The organism is Paenibacillus sp. Leaf72 (assembly GCF_001422685.1).
In the GTDB taxonomy this organism is placed as follows: Bacteria; Bacillota; Bacilli; order Paenibacillales; family Paenibacillaceae; genus Pristimantibacillus.
Genome location: NZ_LMLV01000001.1, coordinates 1,925,529 through 1,951,181, shown reverse-complemented (window position 1 = coordinate 1,951,181; position 25,653 = coordinate 1,925,529). Strand labels below are relative to the sequence as shown.

17 protein-coding genes are annotated in these 25,653 nt (G+C 51.4%); 13 read left to right on the top strand and 4 right to left on the bottom strand.

Annotation, left to right across the window (positions count from 1 at the left end; all coding sequences use genetic code 11):
• Window positions 1-825 (top strand): nickel import ATP-binding protein NikE, encoded by an 825-nt coding sequence (gene nikE / locus ASF12_RS08315; protein ID WP_056032086.1) that lies wholly within the window; start codon window positions 1-3, stop codon window positions 823-825.
• Window positions 826-896: 71 nt separating this feature from the next.
• Here the strand turns inward: nikE and ASF12_RS08310 are convergent, their stop codons facing one another.
• Together ASF12_RS08310 and ASF12_RS08305 are read right to left on the bottom strand one after the other, a co-directional pair.
• The gene (locus tag ASF12_RS08310) at window positions 897-1,553 is read right to left on the bottom strand and encodes a phosphatase PAP2 family protein (RefSeq protein WP_056032083.1); all 657 of its coding nucleotides are present in this window, start codon (window positions 1,551-1,553) and stop codon (window positions 897-899) included.
• 887 nt (window positions 1,554-2,440) lie between these two features.
• A complete protein-coding gene (locus tag ASF12_RS08305) occupies window positions 2,441-3,118 on the bottom strand; it encodes a cyclase family protein (protein WP_056032080.1) in 678 nt (225 codons plus the stop codon).
• A 336-nt stretch (window positions 3,119-3,454) separates the two neighbouring features.
• Between ASF12_RS08305 and ASF12_RS08300 the strand changes: the two genes are divergently transcribed.
• From ASF12_RS08300 to ASF12_RS08285, 4 genes are all read left to right on the top strand, one after another.
• Window positions 3,455-3,655 carry a cold-shock protein gene (locus ASF12_RS08300; RefSeq protein WP_046231731.1) on the top strand — a complete coding sequence of 67 codons (201 nt, stop codon included), beginning with the start codon at window positions 3,455-3,457 and terminating at the stop codon, window positions 3,653-3,655.
• A 229-nt stretch (window positions 3,656-3,884) separates the two neighbouring features.
• Window positions 3,885-5,051: a Gfo/Idh/MocA family protein gene (locus ASF12_RS08295; RefSeq protein ID WP_056032077.1), complete on the top strand. Its 1,167-nt coding sequence runs from the start codon at window positions 3,885-3,887 to the stop codon at window positions 5,049-5,051.
• Window positions 5,052-5,239: 188 nt separating this feature from the next.
• Complete coding sequence (locus tag ASF12_RS08290) at window positions 5,240-6,073, top strand: methyl-accepting chemotaxis protein (protein WP_056032074.1); 834 nt, start codon at window positions 5,240-5,242, stop codon at window positions 6,071-6,073.
• A gap of 81 nt (window positions 6,074-6,154) precedes the next feature.
• Entirely contained in the window at window positions 6,155-7,108 is a 954-nt protein-coding gene (locus ASF12_RS08285; protein WP_081418676.1) for an aromatic acid exporter family protein, read from the top strand.
• Between the two features lie 128 nt (window positions 7,109-7,236).
• Here the strand turns inward: ASF12_RS08285 and ASF12_RS08280 are convergent, their stop codons facing one another.
• Window positions 7,237-7,848: a hypothetical protein gene (locus ASF12_RS08280; protein ID WP_056032071.1), complete on the bottom strand. Its 612-nt coding sequence runs from the start codon at window positions 7,846-7,848 to the stop codon at window positions 7,237-7,239.
• A gap of 313 nt (window positions 7,849-8,161) precedes the next feature.
• Window positions 8,162-9,088, bottom strand: coding sequence for a hypothetical protein (locus tag ASF12_RS08275; protein WP_081418675.1), 927 nt, complete (start codon window positions 9,086-9,088; stop codon window positions 8,162-8,164).
• 273 nt (window positions 9,089-9,361) lie between these two features.
• On the opposite strand from ASF12_RS08275, the gene ASF12_RS08270 reads away from it, so the two are divergent.
• The 8 genes from ASF12_RS08270 to ASF12_RS08235 all read left to right on the top strand — a co-directional run bounded on the left by ASF12_RS08270 (window position 9,362) and on the right by ASF12_RS08235 (window position 25,489).
• Window positions 9,362-11,134, top strand: a complete 1,773-nt coding sequence (locus ASF12_RS08270) for a vWA domain-containing protein (RefSeq protein ID WP_155972878.1) — start codon at window positions 9,362-9,364, stop codon at window positions 11,132-11,134.
• Window positions 11,135-12,096: 962 nt separating this feature from the next.
• Window positions 12,097-15,486 (top strand): tubulin-like doman-containing protein, encoded by a 3,390-nt coding sequence (locus ASF12_RS08265; RefSeq protein ID WP_056032068.1) that lies wholly within the window; start codon window positions 12,097-12,099, stop codon window positions 15,484-15,486.
• A gap of 4 nt (window positions 15,487-15,490) precedes the next feature.
• Window positions 15,491-17,983, top strand: coding sequence for a hypothetical protein (locus ASF12_RS08260; protein ID WP_056032065.1), 2,493 nt, complete (start codon window positions 15,491-15,493; stop codon window positions 17,981-17,983).
• Between the two features lie 51 nt (window positions 17,984-18,034).
• The gene (locus ASF12_RS08255; protein ID WP_056032062.1) at window positions 18,035-19,321 is read left to right on the top strand and encodes a vWA domain-containing protein; all 1,287 of its coding nucleotides are present in this window, start codon (window positions 18,035-18,037) and stop codon (window positions 19,319-19,321) included.
• Between the two features lie 25 nt (window positions 19,322-19,346).
• Window positions 19,347-19,988, top strand: coding sequence for a hypothetical protein (locus tag ASF12_RS08250; protein ID WP_056032060.1), 642 nt, complete (start codon window positions 19,347-19,349; stop codon window positions 19,986-19,988).
• 22 nt (window positions 19,989-20,010) lie between these two features.
• Complete coding sequence (locus ASF12_RS08245; RefSeq protein WP_056032056.1) at window positions 20,011-21,270, top strand: TRAFAC clade GTPase domain-containing protein; 1,260 nt, start codon at window positions 20,011-20,013, stop codon at window positions 21,268-21,270.
• Complete coding sequence (locus tag ASF12_RS08240; RefSeq protein ID WP_056032052.1) at window positions 21,270-24,473, top strand: GAP1-N2 domain-containing protein; 3,204 nt, start codon at window positions 21,270-21,272, stop codon at window positions 24,471-24,473. Before ASF12_RS08245 ends, ASF12_RS08240 begins: the two co-directional genes overlap by 1 nt.
• A gap of 209 nt (window positions 24,474-24,682) precedes the next feature.
• On the top strand, window positions 24,683-25,489 hold the full coding sequence (locus ASF12_RS08235; protein ID WP_155972875.1) for a hypothetical protein: 807 nt from the start codon (window positions 24,683-24,685) through the stop codon (window positions 25,487-25,489).
• Window positions 25,490-25,653 lie beyond the last annotated feature (164 nt).

Below are 25,653 nucleotides of genomic sequence, written 5' to 3'. Positions count from 1 at the left end.
ATGCTGCTGCAGGTAAAGGAAGTCACCCACACCTATGGTGAGACGAGGCTGCTATGGCGTTCTGCTAAGCGTGCCCCCGTGCTCTCAGGCGTCTCTCTTGCTCTGGAGGAAGGCGAATGCCTCGGTCTGCTTGGGACGAGCGGTGCGGGAAAAAGCACATTAGGCAAAGTGATTCTCGGATTGGAAAAGCCGCAAGCCGGTCAGATTCTTTTTCAAGGGCATGATCTTTACCGGTCGGATGCAGCTACCCGCAGATCATTGCGTCGGGATTTGCAAGTGGTGTTTCAGGACTGTTATTCATCGGTCAACCCGCGTGCGACAGCGCAGCAGATCATTGGCGAGCCATTGGAGAACTATGAGCGGCTGTCCGTACAGGAGCAAAAACGAACGATTGGCGGGCTGCTCGAACGGGTCGGCCTGAAGCCAGATGATATGCAGAAATACCCGAATCAATTTAGCGGAGGACAGCTGCAGCGCATTAATATCGCGAGAGCGATTGCCTTGAAGCCAAAGCTGATTGTACTAGATGAATCGGTCAGCAGCCTCGATATGGTGAATCAAACGCATATTTTGAGTTTGCTAAGCGAGCTGAGGGCGGATTTTGGGCTTTCGTACGTGTTTATTACGCATGATATTAAAGCGGCCTATTCGATATCGGATAAGCTGGCGGTGATGGAGCATGGGCGGGTGATCGAGATGTGCGATGATAAGGATCAAGTTTTCGCATCCACTCACAGGGCCGTGAAACAACTGCTTGCTGCCATGCTCCCCGAGCATCCCCGATATCGCTTCCGATCGTCATTGGATAGCCGTGCAGAGGCTTAATCGTAAGAAAAGAAGACTCCAGCTCCACTTATACAGTGGTTTTGGAGTCTTCTTTGTTTACTTCTGCCCTATCACATCGCCTTGCTGCTGACATATTGCTTCTTGCGCACGTAGAAGCGGTTAACTGCCAGGCGAACGAGCTGATACGTAACCTCGGCGACGAGAATGCCGCCAACGACATCGAGCAGGGAATGCTGCTTAATGAATACGGTAGAGGCTATAATCAGCCACATGAGCACGCTCCAAGAGATCCGGGAAACGTTGCTTAGCTTAAGATCGCGGTTGATCGTAATGAACAGCAAATAACTGGTGAGGCAATGCACGCTTGGGAAGCAATTCAGCGGAGCATCATTGTTATATATAAATTGAACCAGCGTCAACGCCAAATTGCTTGGTTCAATGTCGGGACGCGGTACATACGTAGCGAACATGAGAAAAATCACATTGCAGCCCATAACGGCAATATTGTAGGCAGCTAGAACACGCCAATAGATTTTGCGGTCAACAATTGCAAAGTAGATAAACGCCAAATACATGACAGGCATCCAGCTCATATAAGGAAAGACAAACCAGGAGAGGAAAGGAATTTTCACGTCAATCCAATAATAATTGTAATGGACGGTTTCAATGGCACCTGCATTTCTCCCAATCCATAAGTAAATCAATCCTTGTATATAAATGGTTGAAACGCCCAATACATGCCACCATCGTAACAAAAACGACTTCATCACGGCCTCCTTAAGCAACGTACTTACAATTTTTAAAAATATAAGCTTTTATAAGTATCACACTTATAAGGGGCTCATATTTCACCGCGAAACGTTAGCTTTGCCGCCAGAGGACGGCGAAAGTCGTTCACGCTAATTTCTCTGCCTTAACTATAGACAATCCAGCGTCTTATTTCAAATTGTATGCGATTTCCCTGATTTCTCCTGAAACTCAATCGAGCTTTAGTAGGCAGGCCATTTAGGCCGCTTGAGCTGGGTTGGTACGTTATCGGGAGAATATGGCAGGATGTTTCTGGATGCCTTCCATGAGCCTGTGAGAGAGTGGCTGAGCCCCAATTATCCGGACTGAGGCGGTCTGACCGGATTTTATACAGGGGGCAAAGTCCGCTATACTTAAAGAAACCCAATCGCCTGGGAGAACAAAATGGAGGTTACTCACTTGACTTACAAGAAGATGTTGGGACGCCGAAACGAAATTCTGAAACGACACCTGAACTCATTCATCCTTAAAAATAACCGGGAAGGCTTGAGCGGCCAAGAGCACAACTTTTATCAAAGCATGCTCAAGGAGCTGTATCAAGGCGAATCGCAGCTCAATTCGATGAAAAGCTAAGCTTATTGAAAACAAACGTGTATGCATCAAAAGATATGCAGGCAAGTGGAATATGGTTCCTGAAGACTGCTGGGCAATGCCCAGCGGTCTTTTTTTGTCGTATTTTTAGACATAACAAGAGCGAGTCTGCATATATAAACACGGCCTGGTCATTAAAGCCCAAGCCGTATATGATCGTTAAATGTATTTGTAAAATTAGAGAAAACGAACCATTTGCCCATAAGGGGCCAATAGGTGCTCGGCTATGGTTTTCTTTTTATGAGTTAAACTACGTTTAATAGCGTTTCTCTGCGAAAACTGTAGCAAGGCTGCTGTCGACTCCTTCAATAAACAAAGGCACCGCGTAAACGACGCCCACATTGGACAAATTATGATTTAAGTTCATATCCTCGATCAGCAGGATGAACCTTCCGTCCACCCGGTCTTTTCCAAGCATGGTTTGGTGGAAAGCGATGCCTTCATCCATATGCAGCGGTGAGGCAGAGGAAATGAAATCCATGCCTACGGCTCGCAAGGAATCAAATACCATTAAGTAATTAGCAGCAGAAGCTGAAAAACCCGGATTATGATTGCCGTAGCGAACAGGGTCGGAAGTGCGGATTTTCCCGAACCCTGTACGTATGAGCAGCAAATCTGTGCCAGCGATCTGATGGGCAAAGGGCTCAAGATCTGCTTTAGTAATCAGCTCGTCATCGGTTTTTGGAATATCGAGGACAGTCACATGATGAAACACAAAATTGTCTATAGGAAGCTCGCTCAGCTTTTTGCCTTGTGGATTGAAGTGCCAGGGGCCGTCGATGTGGGTGCCGCTATGATTAATCGTTTTTATCATAAATTGATTAAACAGATCGCCTTTTTGGATGCTGAACTGCTGAACGATCTCAACAGGGGGATTATCCTTATACACAGGAGTATGCACACTTAGCGGGTAGGATAAGAGCAGTCGCTTCATTTTTACTAATCTCCTTTATTTTTATTATGGAAGCAATCAGTCCTCGTTTGACTGGTACAGCATGGAACTATCTTATTGATGAAGCGGCATATTCATGACCAGGAGAGCCGGGAAAAAGCCGAATAAAGCGGCGGTTTCCGCGCTTTATTTTAATCGCTTACATTTGCGCTGGTGTTTTCCAAACAGTTGTGGTATGATAAGGGTAATAAAAATTAGACCTGAATTCACATATGATAGAAGGTTATGGTTTTTGAGGTTATAGCCTGCTACCATATGTGATTTTTTTATTTTTAACGAAATAAAGGGGTCATGTTTTATAAAGAAGGAGGTGCTCTTATGCAAACAGGAACAGTTAAATGGTTTAACGCTGAAAAAGGCTTTGGTTTCATCGAAGTTGAAGGCGGAAACGATGTATTCGTACATTTCAGTGCAATCACTGGCGACGGATTCAAAACTTTGGACGAAGGTCAACAAGTTGAATTCAACGTGGTTCAAGGTAACCGTGGACCGCAAGCCGAGAACGTTGTAAAGCTGTAGGCTTTAAAACGGACTAAATGCCCGCAAGGGATTAAAGACAGCTGTTCGGGATTTTTCCCGGCAGCTGTTTTTTTATGTTGTTGGAATGAATCGGTACAGTTGCCCTGCTGGGTGCACGTTGACGAAAGGCGAGGCGAGCGCTACACTGAAAGGGAATCAGGATTAGGATAGCGAAAGCGCTTACCAGAAATTAAGCTTCTTCCATTAGACTAACGGGTTGGTGAAGAAAGTGGAAAAAATAAAAGTAGGCGTAATTGGAGCCGGTTTTATTGGCCCCGCGCATATTGAGGCCTGCCGAAGGCTTGGCTTTGTAGAGGTAGTAGCGGTTTCCGGCTCGGACCAGAGCTCATCAGAGAAAAAGGCACGGGAGCTGGGTGTGCCGCTCGCTTATGGCGATTACCGGGACATGCTGAGAAATCCCGATATTCAGGCGATTCATAACTGTACGCCGAACCATTTGCATTATCAGATTACGAAGGAAGCGATTGAAGCGGGCAAGCATGTGCTGTCGGAAAAACCGCTGGCCATTTCAAGCGAGGAATCGGTAGAGCTGCTGCGGCTCGCGAAGGAAAAAGGCATCGTCCACGGCATTAATTTCAATTATCGCCAGTTTCCAATCATTCAACAGCTTGCATCGATGGTAAGGGACGGCGATTTAGGCAAAGTCAATTTGGTTCACGGCAGCTACTTGCAGGACTGGCTGCTGTACGAAACGGATTATAACTGGCGGATGTCCTCGGAGATCGGCGGCAGATCCAGAGCGATAGCGGATATAGGCTCGCATTGGTGCGATTTAATTAAATATGTCACAGGGAAAAAGATAGACGCGGTATTCGCCGATTTCTCGACCGTGCATCCGGTACGGAAGAAGGCGAAGCAAGCCTCCGAAACGTACCAGAAGCAGGGAGATAACGCGGAATATGAAGATGTAGCGATTGATACGGAAGACTATGCGACCGTGCTGCTCCGTTTTACCGACGGCACGAAGGGGGCCTTCTCGGTTTCGCAAGTGAGCGCGGGACGCAAAAACCGCCTCAGCTTTGAGCTGAATGGCACGGAGAAATCGACCTTCTGGAATCAGGAGGAGGCAGAAAAGCTGTGGATTGGCTACCGGGACAAGGCGAATGAGGTACTGATGGCTGATCCGGCGCTTTTTGCGGCAGACGCCCGTTCCTCGATTCATCATCCGGGGGGCCATAATGAAGGCTGGCCGGATGCCATCAAGAACATGATGCAGCATTTCTATGCGTATATTCGCGACGGCAAGCATCTAAGCGGCGAAGAGCCGCCTTTCGCAACGTTTTTGGATGGGCATATTTCGATGAGCACGACGGATGCTATTTTGAAAAGCCATGCGACAGAGAAGTGGGTTAAGGTTGAGGTTTTGGAAGTGTAATGAATATAGAGACATAGGCTTCTTCAGTGAAGCGCTATGTCTTTTTTTTATTCGACCTTCCCTTATATCAAATCAGAAGTCCTTCATAAAATAGTACGCTAGAATTATTGTGAATTAACACTCCATAAAATTAACCTTGCTGTCGATATTATAGTATAACGTTTTTAATAAAGGGGAAATGGGAAACTATGACTACCGTTCAAGCTCTGATTGAAGCCATGCCTTACATTCGACAAATGATTCGTGAAAATGTTTCATTATCCATCATTGATGAGAAAACCTTTGTTTATTTTGATTCAGAGGACCCATTCAAGCTTGGATATAAATCCGGTGACCCTTTGCTGGAGATTAATCAGAACTATAAGGATTTGAACAATGGCAACGAGAAGACGGTAGCCCATATTCCGAAGGAGATAACGGGTGTACCGCTGGATTGCTTATTTTTGCCTATAAAAAATGAACAGGGCGAAATGCAGGCTTGCTTGTGCGTCACCTACAAAATGGATAATCAAGAGCTGCTTGCACAGCTTATGGATAAGACGGAGCATTTTAATGGCAAATTGCTCGATGGTGTTCAGCATCTGGCTGCCCATTCGGAGCAGCTGAACTCGACATCCGAGGAAATTTTAATTAATACGAAGGAAGCGGTCGAAAAGTCGCGCGATGTCAATAAAGTCGCAGGCTTTATCCGCGAAATCTCAGAGCAAACCAACTTGCTTGGGCTCAATGCGGCGATTGAAGCAGCGCGTGTAGGCGAAGCGGGAGCAGGCTTTGGCGTAGTGGCATCGGAAATTCGCAAGCTGTCCGTGGATACGAAAGGAGCGACTACTCAAATTGAGCAGTCGCTCAAGCTGGTGCAGGAGTCAATCAAGCTGATGGAGACGGAAATTGCCGAAATTACTTCATCTTCCCAAGAGCAAGCGAAGCTGGTCAGCAATCTCATGGAGATTATTGAGCAGATGAACGCAACGGGTTTGGAAATGCATGGATTTATTAAAAAAGTCATCTCGTATCAGCAATAAACCGATAGCAAAGGGCGATTTTACTACATTTGCGGATGTATGCTATGATTCGAGCATACACTACAACTGGAATGAAATCAGGTGAAAGTCATTAAAATCGGTTTTCGGACGATTAAGACGGCAGTTGGCGTCAGCCTGTCAATCTTAATCGCCCATTATTTGCAGCTGGAAAACTTTACGGCAGCGGGTATTTTGACGCTGCTGTGCATTCAGCGGTCCCGCCGCCAGTCGAATCAGGCGGCCATCAGCCGCTTTCTTGCCTGCATGACGGGCATGCTTTTCTCCATGCTCATGTTTCAATTGCTCGGCTACCATGCGTATGCTTTCTTGGTCGTTCTGCTGCTGTTTATTCCGTTTTGCGTGAAGCTGCGCATTCATGAAGGCATCGCCAGCAGTGCGGTTATTATGATGCATGTATTTGTCCATGGCAAGGTCGAGGTTTCTTTTTTGCTCAATGAGCTGTTCGTCGTCGTGATCGGCCTTGGCGTTGCGCTGCTGGTAAACAGCTACATGCCGAGTATTGATAAGGAAATGACCCGCTACAAGCAGGAGACAGAGCGTTATATTGCCGTCATTCTCAAGGAATATGCCTTGTATTTGAAGAAGGGATATACGCTGTGGGACGGCAATGAGCTGCTGCAGCTGGAAACGGTGCTGCGGAAGGCGAGCCAGATTGCCCAGCTCGATGCGGAAAATTACAGGCCGCTCAAGAAGGGGCCGAGCTATCGTCAATATTTTGAGCAGAAGCGCAAGCAATATGATTTGCTCGAGCGTCTGCTGCCGCTTGTTTCGCAAATTACGTCGCAGCTGGAGCAAGGCGAACGGATTGGCGAATGTATGGAGCTGCTCAGCGCCTACGTTGGCGAGGCTGAGTCTTCGAGAGAAGACCGTTACGATTACTTTTATGAAATGCTGCGCGGTGTTCGCGAATATCATAAGCTGCTGCCTTTGCCGCAGACGAGGGATGAATTTGAAAATCGGGCCAGCCTGTTTGCAGTAGCCAATGAGCTGGAGCGATTCGTCAATACGCTGTAGTTCCTGAGCCAGACCACGCACAAAGCTGGACTATACAAAAATGAAAGCCAAGCTATTCTCTTCCTGCACAATGGGAGAGGGTGGCTTGGCTTTTTTGAAATTTAGGAGTTGGCGGACGGGCGCCCCTTTCAGAAGAAGGAGAAGGGCAGGCGGAAGAGTGCTCTTTTTTTATGCGGCTTGCGCTCCATGCCTCCTGCGGCAGGCTGCACGGATACGAGCGACGATAGCTGCTTATTACGCTCCTGCATGCTCGACAGGGAAGCCGCCAATTGATTGAGCGTCTGGCGGATTTCCTCCAGCTCCTCGCGGTGATGAAGCAGCTGCACGCCAATGACCTCGTCCGCTTTGCGCGCCAGCGTTCCTTCTATGCGCTCCAGGCGCTCTGCCAGCTCTTCCTGCGGATTTTTGAAATCCCAAGCGGATTCGATTTTGATCTTCGTCTCTTCCGGGCTGAAAGCGGGGAAGGGAATGGCGGCACCAGCAGCCCCGGCAGCCATTTGCTGCAGCCCCGTGACACCAACCGTTTGAGCTAGCTCAGGCAAGGTCATCTCATGAAGCAGCTCGCCCGCCTCCAGCTTCGTCTTTACGCTTTGCAGCTTCTCTAAAGCGGGTTCATCGAAAATATAGTGACCGAACATATCCTTGCTAAAGGAGGCAGGGAAAAGGGCAACCCAGCGTCTGATCGTCGTTTCGCTCACAGCTAGCTGTCTGGCAGCATCTTTCGTTTTTAACAGATTCATTAGCGAGCACCTCGTTTCATTCGTCTTTGCTGTAAAGTATTCGTTGTGGATAAGGTACTCCCTGCTAGGGTGACAAAGGTAGTGTCGAATCGCTAAAACTAGTGTGAAACTGCCGAAAAATGCCCCTCTCGCGCGAGCCAGCGCGCTTTCTCCCGTAATTGGGCAAGTCCTATGCCATTAGGGCGTCCAAACGTACGAAGAGAGCTGTTTTTCGACAGCAAAAGCTGGGTTTGCGCTATTCTTTTCACCTAAAAATAGGTAGTATAGAGAAAAGGAAGTTTTTCCAGCTTCAGTCCAGCTGCAACGAGCCGTTCTATTGAAACTGAGTGTCCCATTTGTACTTTTCATTATAAATTTCGAAAACTTCTGTGCCAAGCGCTCCCCAGTTATGCTGCGGGTTATTGCGAATGACATTGTAGAGCCGCAGAAAGCGGTCCTTCGGCAGCTTGCGCGCATAGCGCATAACCAGATGCGGGTATAAAATGACGTAGCGCTTCAAGCGCACGGCTGCTCCGGCAATGCCGACGAGAATTTGCTCGCCGTCCTTCATGCGCAAAATTTGCGCTTCATGAATAAGGGCGTAGCGGAACGCCTTCTCCTTCAGCAAATCCCGTTTCAGCTTGGTTAGCTCGCCCATATACAAGACAAGGTCCGGATTGAAATGGTCGAGCAGCAGCGGCTCCAACATCAGATCCATATCTTTGCGCAGTACGAACGATTGCAGCAGTAAAATTTGCTCTACCTTAATTTGGTCCGTACGGACGAGCGTGCCGATCTCGCGCAGCATTTCATACGCTTGCTGCTTCTCGTCGTTATGGAACACCTCGATCGCCGCTTCGCGGTCGAGCCGCAGCCCATCTACAAGCTTAAACGATTCGCGCTGCAGCAGCTTGCCTAACTGGTAGCTGCGCCGTTCCGCGCTGGTGTTGCGGCGAAGCATCCATAGAAGGATGAGCGCCGTTACGCCGCCAGCAGCGCAAAGACTCGTCTGCAAAGTCGACTCTGAAAAGAATATTCCAGCGGCAACAAGGGCAAGGATGAGAATAGTTTCCTTTACGAAACCTCTTCGTTGCAGCGACGACGCCTTTTTCTCCAGTTTAATGAGGGAAGATTTTCCGCAGGAGGGGCATATTTTATCGCCCAGTATCGTGAAGCGGCCGCAGCTGCGGCAAATTTTAAGCTTTTCATAAGCTTGTCGTGTTTTAATGTAGGGATTCAGCTGCACGGGTATCTTTTTCATCAAGAGTTCCCCCGATCGCTGTTCTTAAAGATAGCTAAGGCAAGCTGATCAAGCTGCTCTGGCGTAGGTGCTTTTTTACGCTGGTTGTAGTAGTGGATACCCCGGAGCAAGACGAAAAGAAACAATATTCCTAGACATACGTATGTAACCATAAGCGCGAGTCCTCTCTTATGCTTGAAGTGATTTAAGCGATTCTATCAGGTATACTGACAGTATATCATTATTAAGACAACAAGGACCAATATGCTTAATTTGTGGAGAAGGAGCCAAAAGATGATTCAAATATATCGTTACCTCACCATGTTATTTCTTATAACGCTGCTTCCATTAGCCGGGTTTGCTCCCGCTCCTGCACATGCAGCCGCGCAGAGCTCGCAAATCGACGCCGTTCTAGTACTGGATGTCAGCCAGTCGATGAGCACGAGCGATCCGGGCAGCATCGGCAACGAGGCGATGAAGATGTTCATCGACATGCTGTCCGAGAAGGGCGATCAGGTGGGCATCGTATCTTATACCGATCAAATTCAGCGGGAGAAGGCACTGCTCGAAATTAGCTCGGATGCCGATAAAACGAACCTCAAGCAATTCATTGACCAGCTCAAAAGAGGGGCCTATACCGACATCGCTGTCGGCGTGAAAGAGGCGGTCCAAATTTTGAATGACGGGGCCGACCCCGATCATGAGCCGCTGATCATCGTGCTGGCGGATGGAAACAATGATTTTAATTCGAAGTCGGGCCGTACGCAGGCCGATTCGGATGCAGATATGGATGCTGCGCTCAAGGAAGCGACCAGCAAAGGATATCCGGTCTATACGATTGGGCTGAATGCCGATGGCAAGCTGAATAAAGCGGCGCTTGAGAGCGTGTCGCAGCAAACGGGCGGCAAGTCGTTTTCCACGAATACAGCGGCTGACCTGCCGCAGATTCTGAGTGAAATTTTCGCCAGCCATTTGCAGCTTAATGTTGTGCCTGTCGATTCTTTTACAGCTGACGGCAACTATCAGGATGTCAAAATCACAGTGCCGAACAGCAACGTGCTCGAAGCGAATATATCCATTATGTCCTCCAAGCAGGTAGAGGCGAGGCTGATTGATCCATCCGGCAACAAAATAGCTATTCCGAGCGATCAGGTGCTGCTCTCGACGTCCAAAACGTACTCCCTCATGAAGCTGTTGAAGCCGGAGGAGGGTGATTGGACGCTTCAAGTGAAGGGCGCGGATCGCGACAAAATTGATATCAATCTTATTTTCAACTATGATCTGGCGCTGGAGATGGATAAGCTGCCAAGCTCGTCATACAGCAAAGGGGACAGCATCCCGATTAACGCTTATCTGGTAAGCGGCGGGAATAAGCTGAGCGATCAGGAGCAATACCGCAACATGAAGGCGGTTCTGTACGTCAATGATTTGGATACGGGTAATACAGATGAAGTTCAGCTGAACAATGCGGGCGATCATTTTGAAGGCACTTATAAGGTGGCAGACAAACATGATTATGAGCTCATGGTTCGCGCGGAAGAAGCTAGCTTCTATCGTGAAACAGCTGTCGTAAAAATTAGTGCTAAAGGCAGCGCTTCGGCGGGCACAGGCACTGGGACTGCGGCGGAAAGCGATAAGCCATTCCCGCTCATTCCGGTCATTATTGGAGCGCTTGTGCTGATTGCGCTGCTGGCCGCTGCCTTTTTCATCATGCGTTACCTGAAGCAGGCGCGGCGCGGCTTTGTCGGCCAGATGGTCATCGAGATTCGCGATGAAAATACGGGCGACAAAACGTTCCCGCAGTATAAGAAGCTGAATGCCTTCCGGGGCAAATTCTCGCTGCATCAGCTGCTGCAGCTGGCACCGGAGCTGAAGGAGACGGAGAAGCTCATATTCGTGCCGGGCAACAGCGACCGCCTAGTCCTTCGCAACGGCTCGCCGTGTACGGTGGAGAAATCCGGACGTGCGGTTGATGCCAGCGGCGGTCTGGAGGTCAAGAGCGGGGAGCGGTTGACGATTCCTTTGCAGCAGATCGATAAGACGATTTTTATCGAATATATTGTTTAGATGGTTTTGGTTTTTGTAAAACGGATGGGTGAAGGGTGGAGCTGCGCGGCGTGAAAGGTTTGGCTTACGATCGCCATTGCCCTTGGAATTGTTGAATAAACCGCTCAGCGGTACAATTCCAAGGGCAGGGGATTATGCTTCCGAAGCTGCTTTCCTATGGAAAGCTTTAAGCGAACGCTCCGCTCCCCTTTCACCGCAAGGGTTTTAAAGAACATTAAAACCATGGGGGTTCTAGCGGGGAAGAACACCCCGTGAACCTAAAGATGAAAGATGAAAGATGAAAGATGAAAGATGAAAGATGAAGTGCAAGAACTAGGGAGTGTAAGCAATCTGGAGTCGGCCTGCTGAGATTATGGCCGAGATCGAGTCGCTCAGGATGCGTACTCCTTTTTTGAAGGACTGAGATTCCGCTATTTTGGTTTTTAATGCGATTTTAGGGGGCAAGCGGACTGGAAAGCCGTTATCCTACCCATTATCCCGTCAAAACAGCCATTTGCAGCGCATTAGCGGCTCCTGAGTCCGCTGCTTATGGCAAAACCATAATTCAGTTGAAATAGCGTCTGCTGTGTCCGCCAAGTCTTTCTTTGTGCAAGGAGCAGGCCTCTGTCATAAGGAGCATGGAGCAAAAATATTAGGGGATTTGCGAGGGGGAAAGGGCCTTGCGGTCGTCTATTGTAGATAGACTTTTGTGGGAATATAGGGTTAGAGGTATGGTGAGAAAAGCGGAATGGAATGAAAAGATTGGACTGGAGAAGCGTTAGCGTTCGTTTAAAGCTTTCCGTAGGAAAGCAGCTTCGTAAGCATATGCTTTTACCCTTGAAATTCCCCGTATACGGGATTATTAATAGAATTTCAAGGGTAATGGCGATCAGTTGCCAATCTTTTCATGCAATGCAGCTTCTTTCTCGCCTTCCTTCTAACAAGTATAGAGCAATGATTCATACCATTTGGAGGTAGAACGAATGAAGCCGATTGTTAGAGAACATATCCAGCAGCTAGACGTTTCATTAGGCGGAGGTATCGTCAGTGAGAAAATTCGCGTCGATACAATCGATAATCCTATTCTCATTATTGGACTCGGCGGCACCGGCATCGATGCGCTGCTGCGCCTGAAATATCAAATTAACCGACGCTTTAAGCTGCCGGAAGATCCCTTGTCCAAACGCAAGCTGGAAAAGCCTAATAACGTCGAATTTCTAGCTTTTGAGACCAATGAACAGGACCGCAACAAAAAATATAAAGGCATCGGCCTCGACCCAATCAATGAGTTTGTGCTGCTTTCCAATGCCGAAGTCGGCGGGCTGCTGCAAAACCGCAGCATTTTGGAGCCGTACATCACCGATTGGCTGTCGCCAGAGCTGAGCATTACCGATGGCATGAACGGCGCGGCAGGCGTACGCCAAGCTGGGCGTCTGCTGCTTTTTACGAAAATCAATCAGGTTGTGCAAAGCATCGATAAAAAAATTAAGACGCTTTCCGTCGGCACAAGCAAAAAGCTGATGGTATTCCTGCTTACCGGTCTATCCGGCGGTACGGGCAGCGGCTGCTTCCTTGATATTTCGTATATCGTGCGCGGTATTATTGAGCGCGATCATGGCTCGGCGGGCGTTGACCGCGTCAACACGCTGGGGTACCTTTTTACGCCGGATATTAATCTCGCAAACAAAAGCTTAAGCGAGCATACTAGAGAATATATTAAGAAAAATGGCTACGCCGCGCTCAAAGAGCTCGACTACTGGATGAATGTTGATGCCCGCGGCGAGCGCTTCAAGCAGCAGTACGGCAGCATTCTCAGCGTCAATTCGCCGCTTCCGCCGTTTAACCTTTGCCATCTGATTTCGGCGACGAACACGGAGGGCAAGCTGCTGGAGAACGCTTATGACTACTGCATGAACGTGACAGCGGAAAATATTACGAACTTTATGGCGAGCGAGGATAAGCAATCCGGCGAAGAGTTTGCTATTCACGACTATATCAGCAACATCCGCACGAATATTGCACAAATGAACAAGCAGTATCCGGCGAACTATGATTACAACATTATTGGCGCTTCGTCGGCGGTACTGCCGATTGAGGAAATGACGACCTTTTTGGCGTATCGCCTGTTTAGCAAAATGGATAAAATGTTCCACAAAGCGCCGACTCAGGACGATGTGGAGAAATTCGCCCGCAAGCTCGGCATTGATCTCGATACGATGATCAAGACGTTTGAGTCGCGCGTGCCTGAGCCGCTTCCGGGCTTTGAGAACAGTGAGCGCCTGAACTACAGCAATGTAGTGAAAATGCAGGTGGTCAACATGGATACCGAGCTGGAGCAGACGTTCCTGACGCGTGCCCGCGAGGAATATGTGAAAGCGAAGAAGCAGCTGCCAGGGGAAATCGTCGGCCAGTTCACCGACCAAATCCGCCGTACCTTCCTGCATCCAGAGCAGGGACCGTTTTACGTATCCCGCCTGCTGCACACCGAGAAGGGCTTCTGCCTGCTGAAAATGCTGCTTTCCTACATTGAAGTGCTGCGCGAAACGCTGCTGCGCCTGCCGCGCGACATTGAGTCGGCAAGCATTCAAGCGGAAGAGCGGATGGGCGATGCGAAGAGCGCCTTCGTGTCCAAGGACAAGAAGAAAAACAGCTACATTGAAGCTAAAATCAATGAATATTGGCTGCGCGCCGATGTAGAGCGTACCGAGCAAATGATCGAGTTCTACGAGGATCTGTATCAGCTGCTGAACAACGAGAACAATCGCTTCTACAGTGTATTTACTGAAGTGCTGAACGTGCTGAATGGCATTTTTGCGAAAAATGGCGATATTCTGATCAATGGCGACGAGCAAGCCGATCACAAGGGCAACAAAACCTACTATTGGAATTTAGTAGGCGTGCCGGACATTTCCGATGTGATCGCCCGCATTATGGAGAAGAAGGATGTCGATGATCTCATTCGCGACTTCTCGCAGGGGCTGCTTGACCATTCCGACCAGTGGGTGAAGGAGAAGGACATTGACATCGTCAATTCCATTTCCGACTTCCTGACCGATAAATTCGGCGATTTGATTACGAGATCGATGGAAGATTTCCTCGTGATGAAATATGGCAATGACGAATCGATTGAGAAGTTCGTCGAGCGCTTTATTGCGACGAAGCTGGATGAAGAGGCAGTTGCCGTGTTCAATCTGAGCAATAGCTCAGGCAATTTGCATTTCCCTTCATGGGGCTTCGTATCGGTGCCGCAGCATGCGCCGAGCATACTCAAGGGCATTCGCAATTACCAGAGCAATGCGGTAGGAAAATCGCATTTCACCATTAAAGAGAGTGAAGTGAAAAACCGGATTTTCTGGCTGAATACGAAAAATGGCGTGCCGCTGTTCGTCTATACGCCGCTCAAGGTGTATGAGGAAAGCTATGAACGGACGATTCTCGATAAAGAAGGCGTCGGCCGCCATCTCGTCATGACGGAGAAGGTCAACTGGACGAATCTGCCTTCGCCAATTCCAGAGAAATCATGGGGCGATACGTACAGCAATGCGAGGGTGAAAGGCTATAATGCCCGCGTGCGTGCCGAATTCCAGCGTGCGCTTGGCTACCGGATTATTAGCGAGAAGGGTGTCGACAACAGCATGAGCAGCCGTTATGCGGTGCAGTTCACCCAGCCATTCCAGCTGCAAGCGCTGCTCAGCTCGTACAATATGGAGGCTAGCGCTGCGAAGCCGAATCTTGGCGAAGTGAAGCGCGCTGTCATTGAGCTTCGCCGCCTGCTGGCTGAAGGCTTGGCACCGGATGGAGTGAAGGATATTTTCGGCAGCCTGAATGAAGATTTGGCGCAGGAAAATCTCATCCGTTCCCCGGAGCTGCTGGCGCGTGTGCGCGAGGAGCTGGCGAAATACGATGCGATTAGCGACAAGGTTGCTGAGCTTGAGAAGCTGCTGAGCCTGCATCAGGATGAGGAGAAGTGGCTGGATCAGTTTATTGAGGCGCTTTATACGGAAACGATTGTGAAGAAAGGCGCGCTTTATGTCTATGACCGCGACCCAGAAGAAGAGGCGTGGGCGCCATTCGCCAATCTGATGAAGAGCAGCAGCTTTGTGGAGCATGAAGTGTTCGAGAGCTTCCGGGGGCTGGATGAGAAAAACCGTGCCGCCCTGCTGCGCAAAGCATCGCGCCGGGTGACGGATTTAACGGCAACGGAGGATACGAAGCTGCTCGTTCATAAGCTGGATGAGCTGTTCAGCGCATTCCTCGACGCCCGTGACCGCCTGGAGTACGAGCGGATTGAGCTGGCGAACGGAGAAGATTTGTACCAGTTCTACAAGCAAATGACGAGCAAACTAAACGACATACGCAGAAAGTTGAAGTAGGCCTATGAGAGAGCTTCTGGAGCGGTATGCAGCTGATTATGCGGCTGCCGAGCAAATGCTCAGCGGTCATGGAGACGACCAGAGCATCATTCATTATCCGACCGTATTTTTGTATATTGGCGACGAGGCGGGGCAAGCCATTGAGCCGATGATTCAGATGAATGCGGCGAAATGGGAAAATAGCGCTGGCGTGATTTATTTTCACGCCGCGTCCACTTCAAGGAGCGGCGGCTCAGCCAGCGGAAGTGGCGGGCAGGCGCCAGCCGCCGGAGCAGCAGGCGCTTCTGCTGGAAGCTACGCAGGCGGCAAAGCAGCATATGCCGGCGGAAACGGACGGCAGGCGGCGAGCGCCGCCAATGCCGCCAAGGTGACTGAGGTCGTGCTGGACGGCTTGTCGTCGTTTGGCAGCGACCATAAGGCGGGGCGCAAGGAGCTATGGGAAGCCTTCCGCGGCAATGCCGGCTATTTGGCTGACCTGAACCGCGCGCTTCGCGGCGTCAGCGATACAATTGCCGATTATGGCAGGCTGTATGCTTCCTTCGATCGGCTGCATTTGGCGGTTATCACGCGTGCCGATGACCCGATGAATGCGCTGGTGCCGGATATTTCCCTGCTGGCACAGGCGATTTTTCAGCAATCGTTCAAATCCGTGCAGATGGATCTTTATACGCTAATCAGCGAGCGTGAGCAAATGGATACCTTCGCTCACGCCAGCGCTATTGGCGTGAGCTTTCTGCGCGAGCTGGAAGGGATGCAGCGGCCGGACTATACGTTCTCGGCGCTGCTTGAGGTGACGGGCGACGGGCTGGCGATTCCGGTCGTTCACCCGCCGTCGCCGCTGTTCGATCTCGTCTACGTGCTGTCGGATCGCAATGAGAAGGGCATGACCGCCGTTAACGGCATTCGTGACAACTATGATATCATTTGCCACATTCAGCTGCTCAAAAACCGCAAGCGCAAGGATGCGCAGGCAGATGAAGCCTACGGCGGCTACAATAACTCGACGTTTAAGAACAGCCTGCGTACGGAGTCAGGCAGGCAGGGCTTCGTCTCAGCGGGACTATCCAAGGTGAAGCGCCCGAATTATTCGATTGCGCTGACGGTGCTGTATCATCTGCACATGCAGCTATCCGAGCTGCTGGCGAAGGAGCCTGAGCTCAGCATGCGGGAGAAGCTTGCCTGCTTTGGCCTCGATCCGGCCTCGGTCGATGCGATGCTGACGCAGCTGCTGCCAAGCGAGGAGCAGCTTGCCGACATGACGGGACTGCTAACCTCTGGCGTCCGATATGAGCAGTTGAAGCCATTATCGCTGAGAGACGCTGAGGAGGCGCTGTTCGGGGATGGGGCAGCTGTCTTTTTCCATAATCATTTTGCCCGCACGGCGCAGCAGCGGCTGTCCGAATTTGGAGCGGCGCCGGAAATGCGGCGTGCGGTTGCCAAGTTCGAGCGGGAGCGCGCGGACATTAGCTTCTACCAGCTATGTGCTTGGACGGAGCCAAGCGGCGACGATGGCAGTGTGCTCGCAGGCGTCCGCAGCCGCATTAAAGAGCTGGCGATTGCGGTGGAGCAGGCGCGCGAGGAGTTGGAGCGCACGCAGTCGGGACGCGCGGAAGATGTCCGCATTCAGCGGCTGCCTTTTATGGATAAGCAAAATTTGCGTTCGTTTATCCGTGCTTTTTTTGGGCTGGTGTATGGCCAGAAATGGGAGCTGCTCCGGCTGGAGCTGGAGCTTTCCCTGTATCGCCGCTTGGCGGATGAGCTGGAGCAGCTTCATGAACTGTATCGCCTGCGCGTCAAGCAAATGGCGGATATGGCGGATGTCATGAAGCTGACGGCGCTGCAAAGCATCAAGACCGCTGACGATTACATCGGGCAAAATATTTTTGAATATTACGCTCGGGTAACGGCAGATATTGTGCTGGATGTGCAGGATAAGCGGGGAGCGGGCATCTGGTTTGATGAGCGTTATCTCGGTTCGGCGGCGGAGCTGCTGGAGCAGGGCAATGAGGCCTACGTAAATAAGCTGGCCCAGTTATGCTTGAAGCATGTGCTGACGGCGGAGCCATTCGCCCAGACGTTCGAGGAGGAGCTGCTTCGCAGGGCGAATGTGACGATCGACTACACGAACCGCCAGGCGCTGGCGAAAGAGGATTTGTTCAAGCGCCTCTACCGGACGCTGGAGGAGAACGCGTCGATCAACGTTCGGCTGCTGGACTACACGCATGAGCATCGCTACGAGGAAAAATATATGTTCGGCGACGCGGACAGCGAGTTTGTGCAGTATGCGCTTGGCGTCGACGAAACGTCGCGGATCTACAAGCTTGGCTGCATTCACGAGAAGCGCAGCAGCGGTGTGGAGAAGCTGAACCTGATGGGCGGCTTCCATCTTGAAGACCTGCTGTATTATCGCAACGGCAAGGTGTATTACGAGACATATAGAGAGAACGGCTATGCGTTCCACGGCGTGGACCCGGCGGGCTTGCCGGAGCTGCGTTAGACCGGGGCGCAGGGAATAAGCCGAATGAATGTAAGAGAGGATGCTATACACATGCAGCGAAAAATAAACCTGCTACTATTGTTGTTTAGCTTAATAGGGGGATTCATCGGCTACGCCATCGGAGAACTGATGCTGGCGCAGTGGACGGGCGATATGCCGCGTTCGGTTCTCATGGGCTTGTATTTCGGCGTACTCGCATTATTTATCGGGCTCGGCTGCTTTGTTGCAGAGCTCGTCAATCCACATTTGAACGGCTCATCCTGGCGCCAGCGCTACACAGGGCTTTCGTGGAAGCTGTTCGTTCCAGCGACGCTTGTGCTGCTTTTTGCAGCGGGCTGGGGACTGCAGTTTTTTTACGGACTCAATATTGGTGGCTTAAAGCAGGTGAAGGATATTGTCCTTGTCATCGACAACTCCGGCAGCATGGCGGAGACGGACCCGGACAATCAGCGTTATGTGGCGGCGAAGCAGCTTATTGACCAGATGGACAATGACAAACGCGTCGCGATTGTGGGCTTCAGCGATTTGGCGGAGCAGGTGCTGCCGTTTACGAGCGTAGACTCGGCTGCCAATAAGGCAGCAATCAACGCGGCGATTGACTCGTTTGTGCCGACGGATGGCGGAACGAATTTCAGCGTCGCGCTGGAGGAATCGTTGAAGACGATTGAGGCGAAGGCGGACAGCAAGCGCGGAACGATGGTGATTTTGCTGTCGGATGGCTTCAGTGAATCCGATGTGGCTCCGCAGCTGGCGCTCTACAAGGAGCAGCAGATTGCGATTAATTCCGTCGGCCTCAGCCTCGTGGATTCGAGAGGGGCGGACCTGCTGCGCAACATTGCCGAGTCGACAGGCGGCGCTTATTACGACGTGCAGAAGGCGACCGAGGTATCTACAGCTTTCCAGACGATCTACGATACGATCGATGATCGCACGCTCGTCACCAAGCGCACGGGACCGATGGCCGATGCAACGTTTTACAAAATCGTTCGCGTCATCTCGATGCTACTGATCGGCGGTGTGCTGGGCGTGGCGATCGGGCTGTTCTTCGACAATCGCTATTTGGCGCGCAGCTTTGGCATTGGCGGTGCAGTTGGCGGCTTGCTGGCGGGCCTCGTGCTGGAAGCGTGGCTGTCTGGCCATTTACTCAGTGATTCGTTCACCCGCTTCATGGCGATTGCGCTGCTTGCAATTATGATCTCCTTATTCACCTTGATCGTGCCGATTAGAGAAAACAGCCGGCCGGTGAACGACAGGCGCCGCGGGGCTCCAGTCCCGAGAGAGCGCGGAGCATCGAGCGGCGACGGAACCTCGAAGGATAGCCGCAACCATGGATTTTAGAAGTCAGCTAGGGGGCGATTGACAGATGCGATTTGTGGAGGCAGAGGGCGATTCGCCGCGCATCAACGGCTTATCCCATACGCTGAATGGCGACCGCTGCACGCTGCAATGGCTGTGGCCGAGCGGCGTCGAGGCGGTTTACATCGGCAAGGCGGAGGCCGAGCAGGCGGCATTCAGAGGAACGCCGGAGCTTGCATCATTAAAGCTATATACTAGGGCCGAATACAAGGCGAACAACGGCTATCATATGAGGCTGGAAGGCATCGGACGCTACCGCTTCACCGTCTACATTTATGAAGAGGGAGCGGAGGCTGGCAAAGTCATCTGGCTGCAAGGCGATGGCCGCAACGAGCTGGATGTGAGCGCCGGCAGAGCGAAAATCCGCTATTCCGTCAAGCAGAAGACCGGATTTCTTCAGCGCTATAAGACGGTTTCTATTCAGGTGACGGCGGAGGTGCCGATTGCCAAGGATGTATTGTGTTATGTGAAAAAGGCGGGGGGCTATCCAGCGAGCAAGGAAGATGGCATGATGTATCCATTTGCCGCCGCTTTCGCCTCCGGGAGGAATGTGCTTCCGCCAATCGAGGTCGGCAAGCAGGACTTCGTCCGTGTATTTTTCACCGATGGCCCGCGTTTCGCACAGCTGTACGAACTGGTGCCGGAATGACAGCAGGAAGGGGAGATAAGGCATGGGCTTTTTTGACTTTTTAAAAAGAAAACCGCAAGCAGAGCAGCTTCAAGGCTCCTATGATATTGTATGCCCATTTTGCTTCAGCAAGTTTGCGCCGGAAGATGTCGTATTTCGCGCCACGCACAGCCGCGAGGATGATGAGGATTATGCGCTGGGCGAGGACGAGCAGCTGAATCGTTACAGAGAGCGCTTTGGCCTTGATTCCGTACACGATATTGAGGCGGTTATTCATCCCGAGGATGTACCGGAGGAGAAGCATCTCTACGCAGGCGAAGTTCTAATCGGCTTGAATGACCGTTACGGCGAGCTGACGCGCAGAAGGCTGTGTCCGAAATGCCATAACGAGCTGCCGGTGACGTCGGGCAAGGTGCCGAGCAATATTATTTCGATTATTGGCGCTTCCCAGGTCGGCAAATCGGTGTATATGACAGCACTCATACATACGCTGCAAAATACGACCGCCGATCATTTTAACGCGGCGTGCATGCCGCTTACGGCGGAGATCAGCCGCAAGTTCCGCACGAACTATGAGGAGCCGCTGTTTGGTCGCGGCGATCTGCTGGCTTCCACGCAGAAGGAAAAAATGCAGGAGCCGTTTATTTTTCAATTCGTCTTCCGTGACGAGTCCAAGCCGCCGCTGACGCTGGTGTTTTTCGATGTGGCGGGCGAGGGAATGGTCGAGGAGGATTATTTGGGGCTGCATGGGCAGCACATTAAAAACTCCTCCGGCATTTTATTCATGGTCGATCCGCTGCAAATCCGCTCTATCCGCGAGAAGCTGCGCATTAACCACGGCGACAAGCCGGGCGAGTGGGCTCCGCAATATGATGAGCCAAGGGACGTCGTGCTGACGATGTTCAAGGATTTTATCGCGTATCAGGACAACAGCAAGACGGATATTCCAACCGCCGTCGTCTTGACGAAGAGCGACATGCTGCACGCGCTCAAGGATGAGGAAGGCGAATATATTAAGTCGAACAGCAACATTTTTCACAATATGGTGCACCGCAATTATTTCAATTTAACCGAGTTTGAGAACATTGATGGCGAAATGCGGCGCTTTATCGAGAAGGTTGACCGTCCGTTTAAAGGGACGATGGACGTTTACTTTAAGGATACGGCCTATTATGCGGTATCAGCGCTCGGCAGCAATCCGGTCAATCAGAAGATGGAGACGGTCGTCAGCCCGATCCGCGTTGATGAGCCATTTATATGGCTGCTGTATAAGCTGGGTTATATAGAGGGGAGAAGAGAATAGTGAAGCATTCTACCTCTACTATTGGTCAGCAGTTGTATACGCGGGAGCGCCGCGGCATTTTTCGGGCGACGGAAGGTTATGACACGGTAGCCAAGTCCGAAGGGCTGGATCAGCAGTTTGTGAAAAAGCAGCTGCATCCGCTTTGCGTCTATGACGCTCCAGCTGAGCTGGCTGCAAGCGGCGAGAAGGATGGCGCCGCTTATCCAGAAACAGCGTATGTGCTGAGGCTGGAGAGCGGCGAGGCGGTTGTCGGCCGCAGCATCTATCAAGCCGTTGACTTTACGGGGCTGCGCAGCGCCTTCTTCACGCACAATTATGTCATTCCTGCCGCGATTGCGGATGCTGATCCAGATAGCTATAAAGCTTTCCTCGGCGCTGCCTTCGTGGACAGCTACGATATTGAGCAGGGCATGGAGCTGCCCGATTTGGCGGAACTGCCGCAAGCAGCGGGCGGCGCTTGGGCGCCTCGCGAGGCTGGAGCCGCTAGCTCTGCTGCCGGCGGTGCTGGACTTGCGGGCGTTGCCAATCAGCGGGCGGCGCTCGCTGCGCTGAACATTAGCGAGCAGCGCTTCAAGCAGCTGCTGTTTGCCGTTATGGCAGCCGTTGGCGGACGCAAGAAGGTATATGTGGCGCTGAATGTGCCTGTCCAGCAGCTGCCGGAGCAAGCGAAGACGCTGCTGGCGGTGCTGTATGCGAGCTTGCCTTATGCATTCCGCAAGCAGTTGGGCTTCATGACGTTTTCCAAAGAACCGCAAAGCCGCAAAGGGATTCAGCTCACCTTCGTTGAGAAGGGGAGCCTGCGGGCGGGCGACCGCAATACGGATAAGGACTACACCTTTGATTTTGTTAATGATCGTTTCCTGAATGTCGATTTGGATAAGGGAGAGCATCCTTATTTGGATTTTGCTTGGAGCGTTATGGACGAGCCGGACCGTGCCGAGCGTTTCTATCAGTTTGCTGAGGAAATGCTACACGGCATGGGGCAGGAGCGGCTACTGGCGCTCGGCTCTTACCATGAGCTAAGCGTCATGTTCCAAGTCGAGGAAGGCAGCGACGAGCTGTATGAAATGCACAAAAGCGCCGTGCTGCGCGGGATGCTGGAGTATTTACAGCCGACAGGAGCGCTTACGCAGCGCATGCGGATGAATGATTTATTTTTGTCCCGCTTCGATTATGAGTTTGATGCGGTGCGTGACGGCCGTGTGCCTGAGCCGTTCATTGCAGAAAGCTTCAAGGATTATTACCACATCGACAGCAAATATAATGGCGGCAAAATCGTCGATTTCTTCATCCGCTCCTTGCTCGCTGCACAGCAGCAGGGCCAAGCGGAAGCGATGGCTGCCTACTATGGAGCCTTGGAGGCCGAGCCGCTGCTGCTGAAGGACTTTGTCAGCAAAATGCTGGCGAACGGAGCACTGCTCGAACGGCTGCTGCTCCCGTTTCTGGACGGCAAGCTGCGGGATACAAGATCGGCGAAGGATATTATTATTTTCATGGGCAAATGGGGCAAAGAATTCCCGGCTATTCTCGATAATGATGTCGTTCACAAGCTCTTCAGGCAGCAGCTTAAGGATAAGCTGATAGATGAGGCGCAGCCTGTACAGGTGTTCCAGCAAGTGCATGAGCAGCTCGACAAGCTGAGCTCTTCCGCTTTCGACAGCGACGAGGGCCGTGTGAAGACGAACCATTTGACGGCGGGAATCGGCGTCCGGCTGTTTGAGCTGGAGCTTGTTGCATACCGGACGCTGCTGACGGAGCTTGATTTGGACCGGCTGTCGCAGCGTGAGCTGCTCAAAGGCAGCTTTCTGGAGAAGGCGGATCGGCTAGAGCAGTGGAACGCTCAATTGACTGATCCTAGGCAGAAGTCGACAGCGCTTATTATTAAAGCGGCTTACGATTGGTTCTTCAAACCGCTGCCGAAGGCAAGCCTGTTCGCAAAGCTGTCCCCGGTCGAAATCGACCGCGTCCAGCAGCTTGGACGGCGCTGGATGCTGACGGTCGATTCGGAAATGAAAGCCGAGCGGTTTGAGCAGCTCGTGTTGGCCTTCTATCGCAGCTCGGACATGGAGACGATTGATTATGCAGGGCTGCTGGATACGCTGCGCAAGAGCGCGGGGGAAAAAGAGCTCGTTTATCAATTTTTCGCTTGGTCGGAGCGCCATGAGGATTTTATGCGGCCGCGAGGCTTCGTGCCTGCGTATGCAACCGCCATTACGAATTATTTCAGGCAGCATGATCGCGATGCTTTCAAGAGCCGGGCGAATCGGAATCAGTATTTTTCCAAGGCGGGCCCAAGGCTGCAAGCTGTCTACAAGCAGGTGAGAGGGGATCTGTCTTCGCCTCTGGCGAAGCTGTTTCGGCAAAATCGCAAACCGTTCCTCTTCTCCATAATTATTGCCTTCGCCATTCTAATGGTAGGCATTGGCGGCTTGCTTGCGCTTGGTGGCGGGGATAAGCCTGAGGAAGGGGCCAATCTTCCAGGTGCGACGGATGGGCCAGGCTTGACCACTCCAGGAGTGGCGATTCCGGATACACTCGTGTATGCGGCAAAGCAGGAAGGTGTTGACGGCAAGCAAACGACGACACTCGTATTCCGCTTCACGGATGCTGCGATATGCAGCGCTTTTTCACCAGAGACGGTGGCTGTTGTGGCAGCAGATAGAGAAACCAAGGAATACAGCGGCCTCACGTTCATTCCTAGCTGCACGGCGGCTCCTGCGGCAACTCCGGAAGCAGGTACGGATGAAAGCGATGCTTCCGCGAGCCCAGGCGATAGCCCATCGCCCACTCCTACAGCAACCAGCGATGCAGCGTCAGGCAATACGGGCAATGTAGAAAATGCAGCCGCTGGGACGGTGGATGCGGATGCGGCATCTGCAAGTCCTGGCGACGCATCGCCATCGCCGGATGCAAGTGCTGGCGCCAGCGACAATGCAGCCGCCAGCGGCGGAAGCAGTGCAAGCCCCGATGGAGCAGCAACTAGCGAGCCAGGATCTGCTGGCAGCGTAGCGCAGCCAAACCCGAGCGATTATCCGAACCGCGTCGTTATTGATTTAGGCGAGGATGTGGAGCTGCTTGCAGCGAGCAAGGTAAAGGTTGGTGCTGCTGAATATACGTTGACTGAGCCTTTAGCGGATGAAGCTGCGGACACAGGCGCTAATGGCAGTCCTAGCTCTAGCGCTGTCCCAAGCTCGACCAACTAGCCTTCATAAGCAGCATCGTCAAGTCGTTGGCCTATTTGTAATAGGCGGTTAACCTAGGCGAAGCTTGCTAGAACACAAACAGGTATCTTTCCTGCCATACCGATGGCGAAAGATGCCTGTTTGCGTTACAGCAGTACAACGCTTGATTCAAGATTTTCGAGCTTCATCCGATATACTTCATAGGAATATGGAGAAAGGATGAAAAGATAGTGGGGAATTGGAAAAGAGGCCGTATGATGGCTGTGCTCGTTGCCGTCCTAAGCCTGTTGATGCTGACAGCTTGTGAGGACAGGTATAAACAGCAGCAAATTGGAGAATTTATGCTAACGGCCGATGCGGCGTATGAGCGAAAGGATTTTGAATCTGCTGAATTGGTCTATGGGAGAATTCTGAAGCTTGACCCGGAGCATGAGGAGACCAAGCGAAAAGTAAAAGAGATTGCAAGCATTATAGACCAGGCTAATGATTTGATCAGGCAGGGGGACAAGGTGCTTAAGGAGGGCGACCTTTCCGAGGCGCAGCGGCTTTTTTCGGAGGCAGAAGACATGCATCCTTATAATGAGGACGACGCGATGGAAAGAAACAAGGCCCAGTTTGAGATTGCAGCCATTCGTGCTCACATAGAGCGGCTTGCCGCATTGCGGGTCCAATTTCGGCAAATAGCCGCGGAGGTTAAGCGTAAGGAAGACTTGTCCTCCAAAAAGCTGTCTGCCGAGCTGCTTGCTTTGCTGCCGGAAGCGCAATTGCTATTAGCAACAGGCAGCGCGCCGAAAACCACAGAGGCACGCCAATATGTTGAGCCGCTGGCAGAGGAGAGAGATGCGATCATTGCCGAGCTGTCATTTTATGGCGTGCTGCCAGTTCTTGCAACGAATGAGGAAGAGTACGTGGAGAATATAAAGGAAATGCTGGCTTATTCGATCAAGAATGGAGTGTACTTAAAGGGAGAGGATCTTCCTCTTAGCGTCGATGCTATTTTGGATGGGATATTTCCCGAGCGCGCGAAAGAGAAATAGAAGCAGGCTTTTTATGAAAAAAACAGCCTGAATGAGCGACTTATCGGCAGCTTTGCAGGGCCCCTGTGTAGACAGGGGTCTTTTTTGATATATAAGAATTTATAAGTTTGAGCTTATAAATTGATTTGTATTTCACAGCGAAACGAGCTTTTTCCGCCAGAGGA

What these genes read in the sequence shown, in the direction of transcription:
- ASF12_RS08300 (WP_046231731.1), top strand. Translation starts at nt 3,455, where the DNA reads ATGCAAACAGGAACAGTTAAATGGTTTAACGCTGAAAAAGGCTTTGGT.
- ASF12_RS08275 (WP_081418675.1), bottom strand. Translation starts at nt 9,088, where the DNA reads ATGAAAAAGATACCCGTGCAGCTGAATCCCTACATTAAAACACGACAA.
- nikE (WP_056032086.1), top strand. Translation starts at nt 1, where the DNA reads ATGCTGCTGCAGGTAAAGGAAGTCACCCACACCTATGGTGAGACGAGG.
- ASF12_RS08265 (WP_056032068.1), top strand. Translation starts at nt 12,097, where the DNA reads ATGAAGCCGATTGTTAGAGAACATATCCAGCAGCTAGACGTTTCATTA.
- ASF12_RS08270 (WP_155972878.1), top strand. Translation starts at nt 9,362, where the DNA reads ATGATTCAAATATATCGTTACCTCACCATGTTATTTCTTATAACGCTG.
- ASF12_RS08305 (WP_056032080.1), bottom strand. Translation starts at nt 3,118, where the DNA reads ATGAAGCGACTGCTCTTATCCTACCCGCTAAGTGTGCATACTCCTGTG.
- ASF12_RS08260 (WP_056032065.1), top strand. Translation starts at nt 15,491, where the DNA reads ATGAGAGAGCTTCTGGAGCGGTATGCAGCTGATTATGCGGCTGCCGAG.
- ASF12_RS08255 (WP_056032062.1), top strand. Translation starts at nt 18,035, where the DNA reads ATGCAGCGAAAAATAAACCTGCTACTATTGTTGTTTAGCTTAATAGGG.
- ASF12_RS08290 (WP_056032074.1), top strand. Translation starts at nt 5,240, where the DNA reads ATGACTACCGTTCAAGCTCTGATTGAAGCCATGCCTTACATTCGACAA.
- ASF12_RS08310 (WP_056032083.1), bottom strand. Translation starts at nt 1,553, where the DNA reads ATGAAGTCGTTTTTGTTACGATGGTGGCATGTATTGGGCGTTTCAACC.
- ASF12_RS08245 (WP_056032056.1), top strand. Translation starts at nt 20,011, where the DNA reads ATGGGCTTTTTTGACTTTTTAAAAAGAAAACCGCAAGCAGAGCAGCTT.
- ASF12_RS08280 (WP_056032071.1), bottom strand. Translation starts at nt 7,848, where the DNA reads ATGAATCTGTTAAAAACGAAAGATGCTGCCAGACAGCTAGCTGTGAGC.
- ASF12_RS08250 (WP_056032060.1), top strand. Translation starts at nt 19,347, where the DNA reads ATGCGATTTGTGGAGGCAGAGGGCGATTCGCCGCGCATCAACGGCTTA.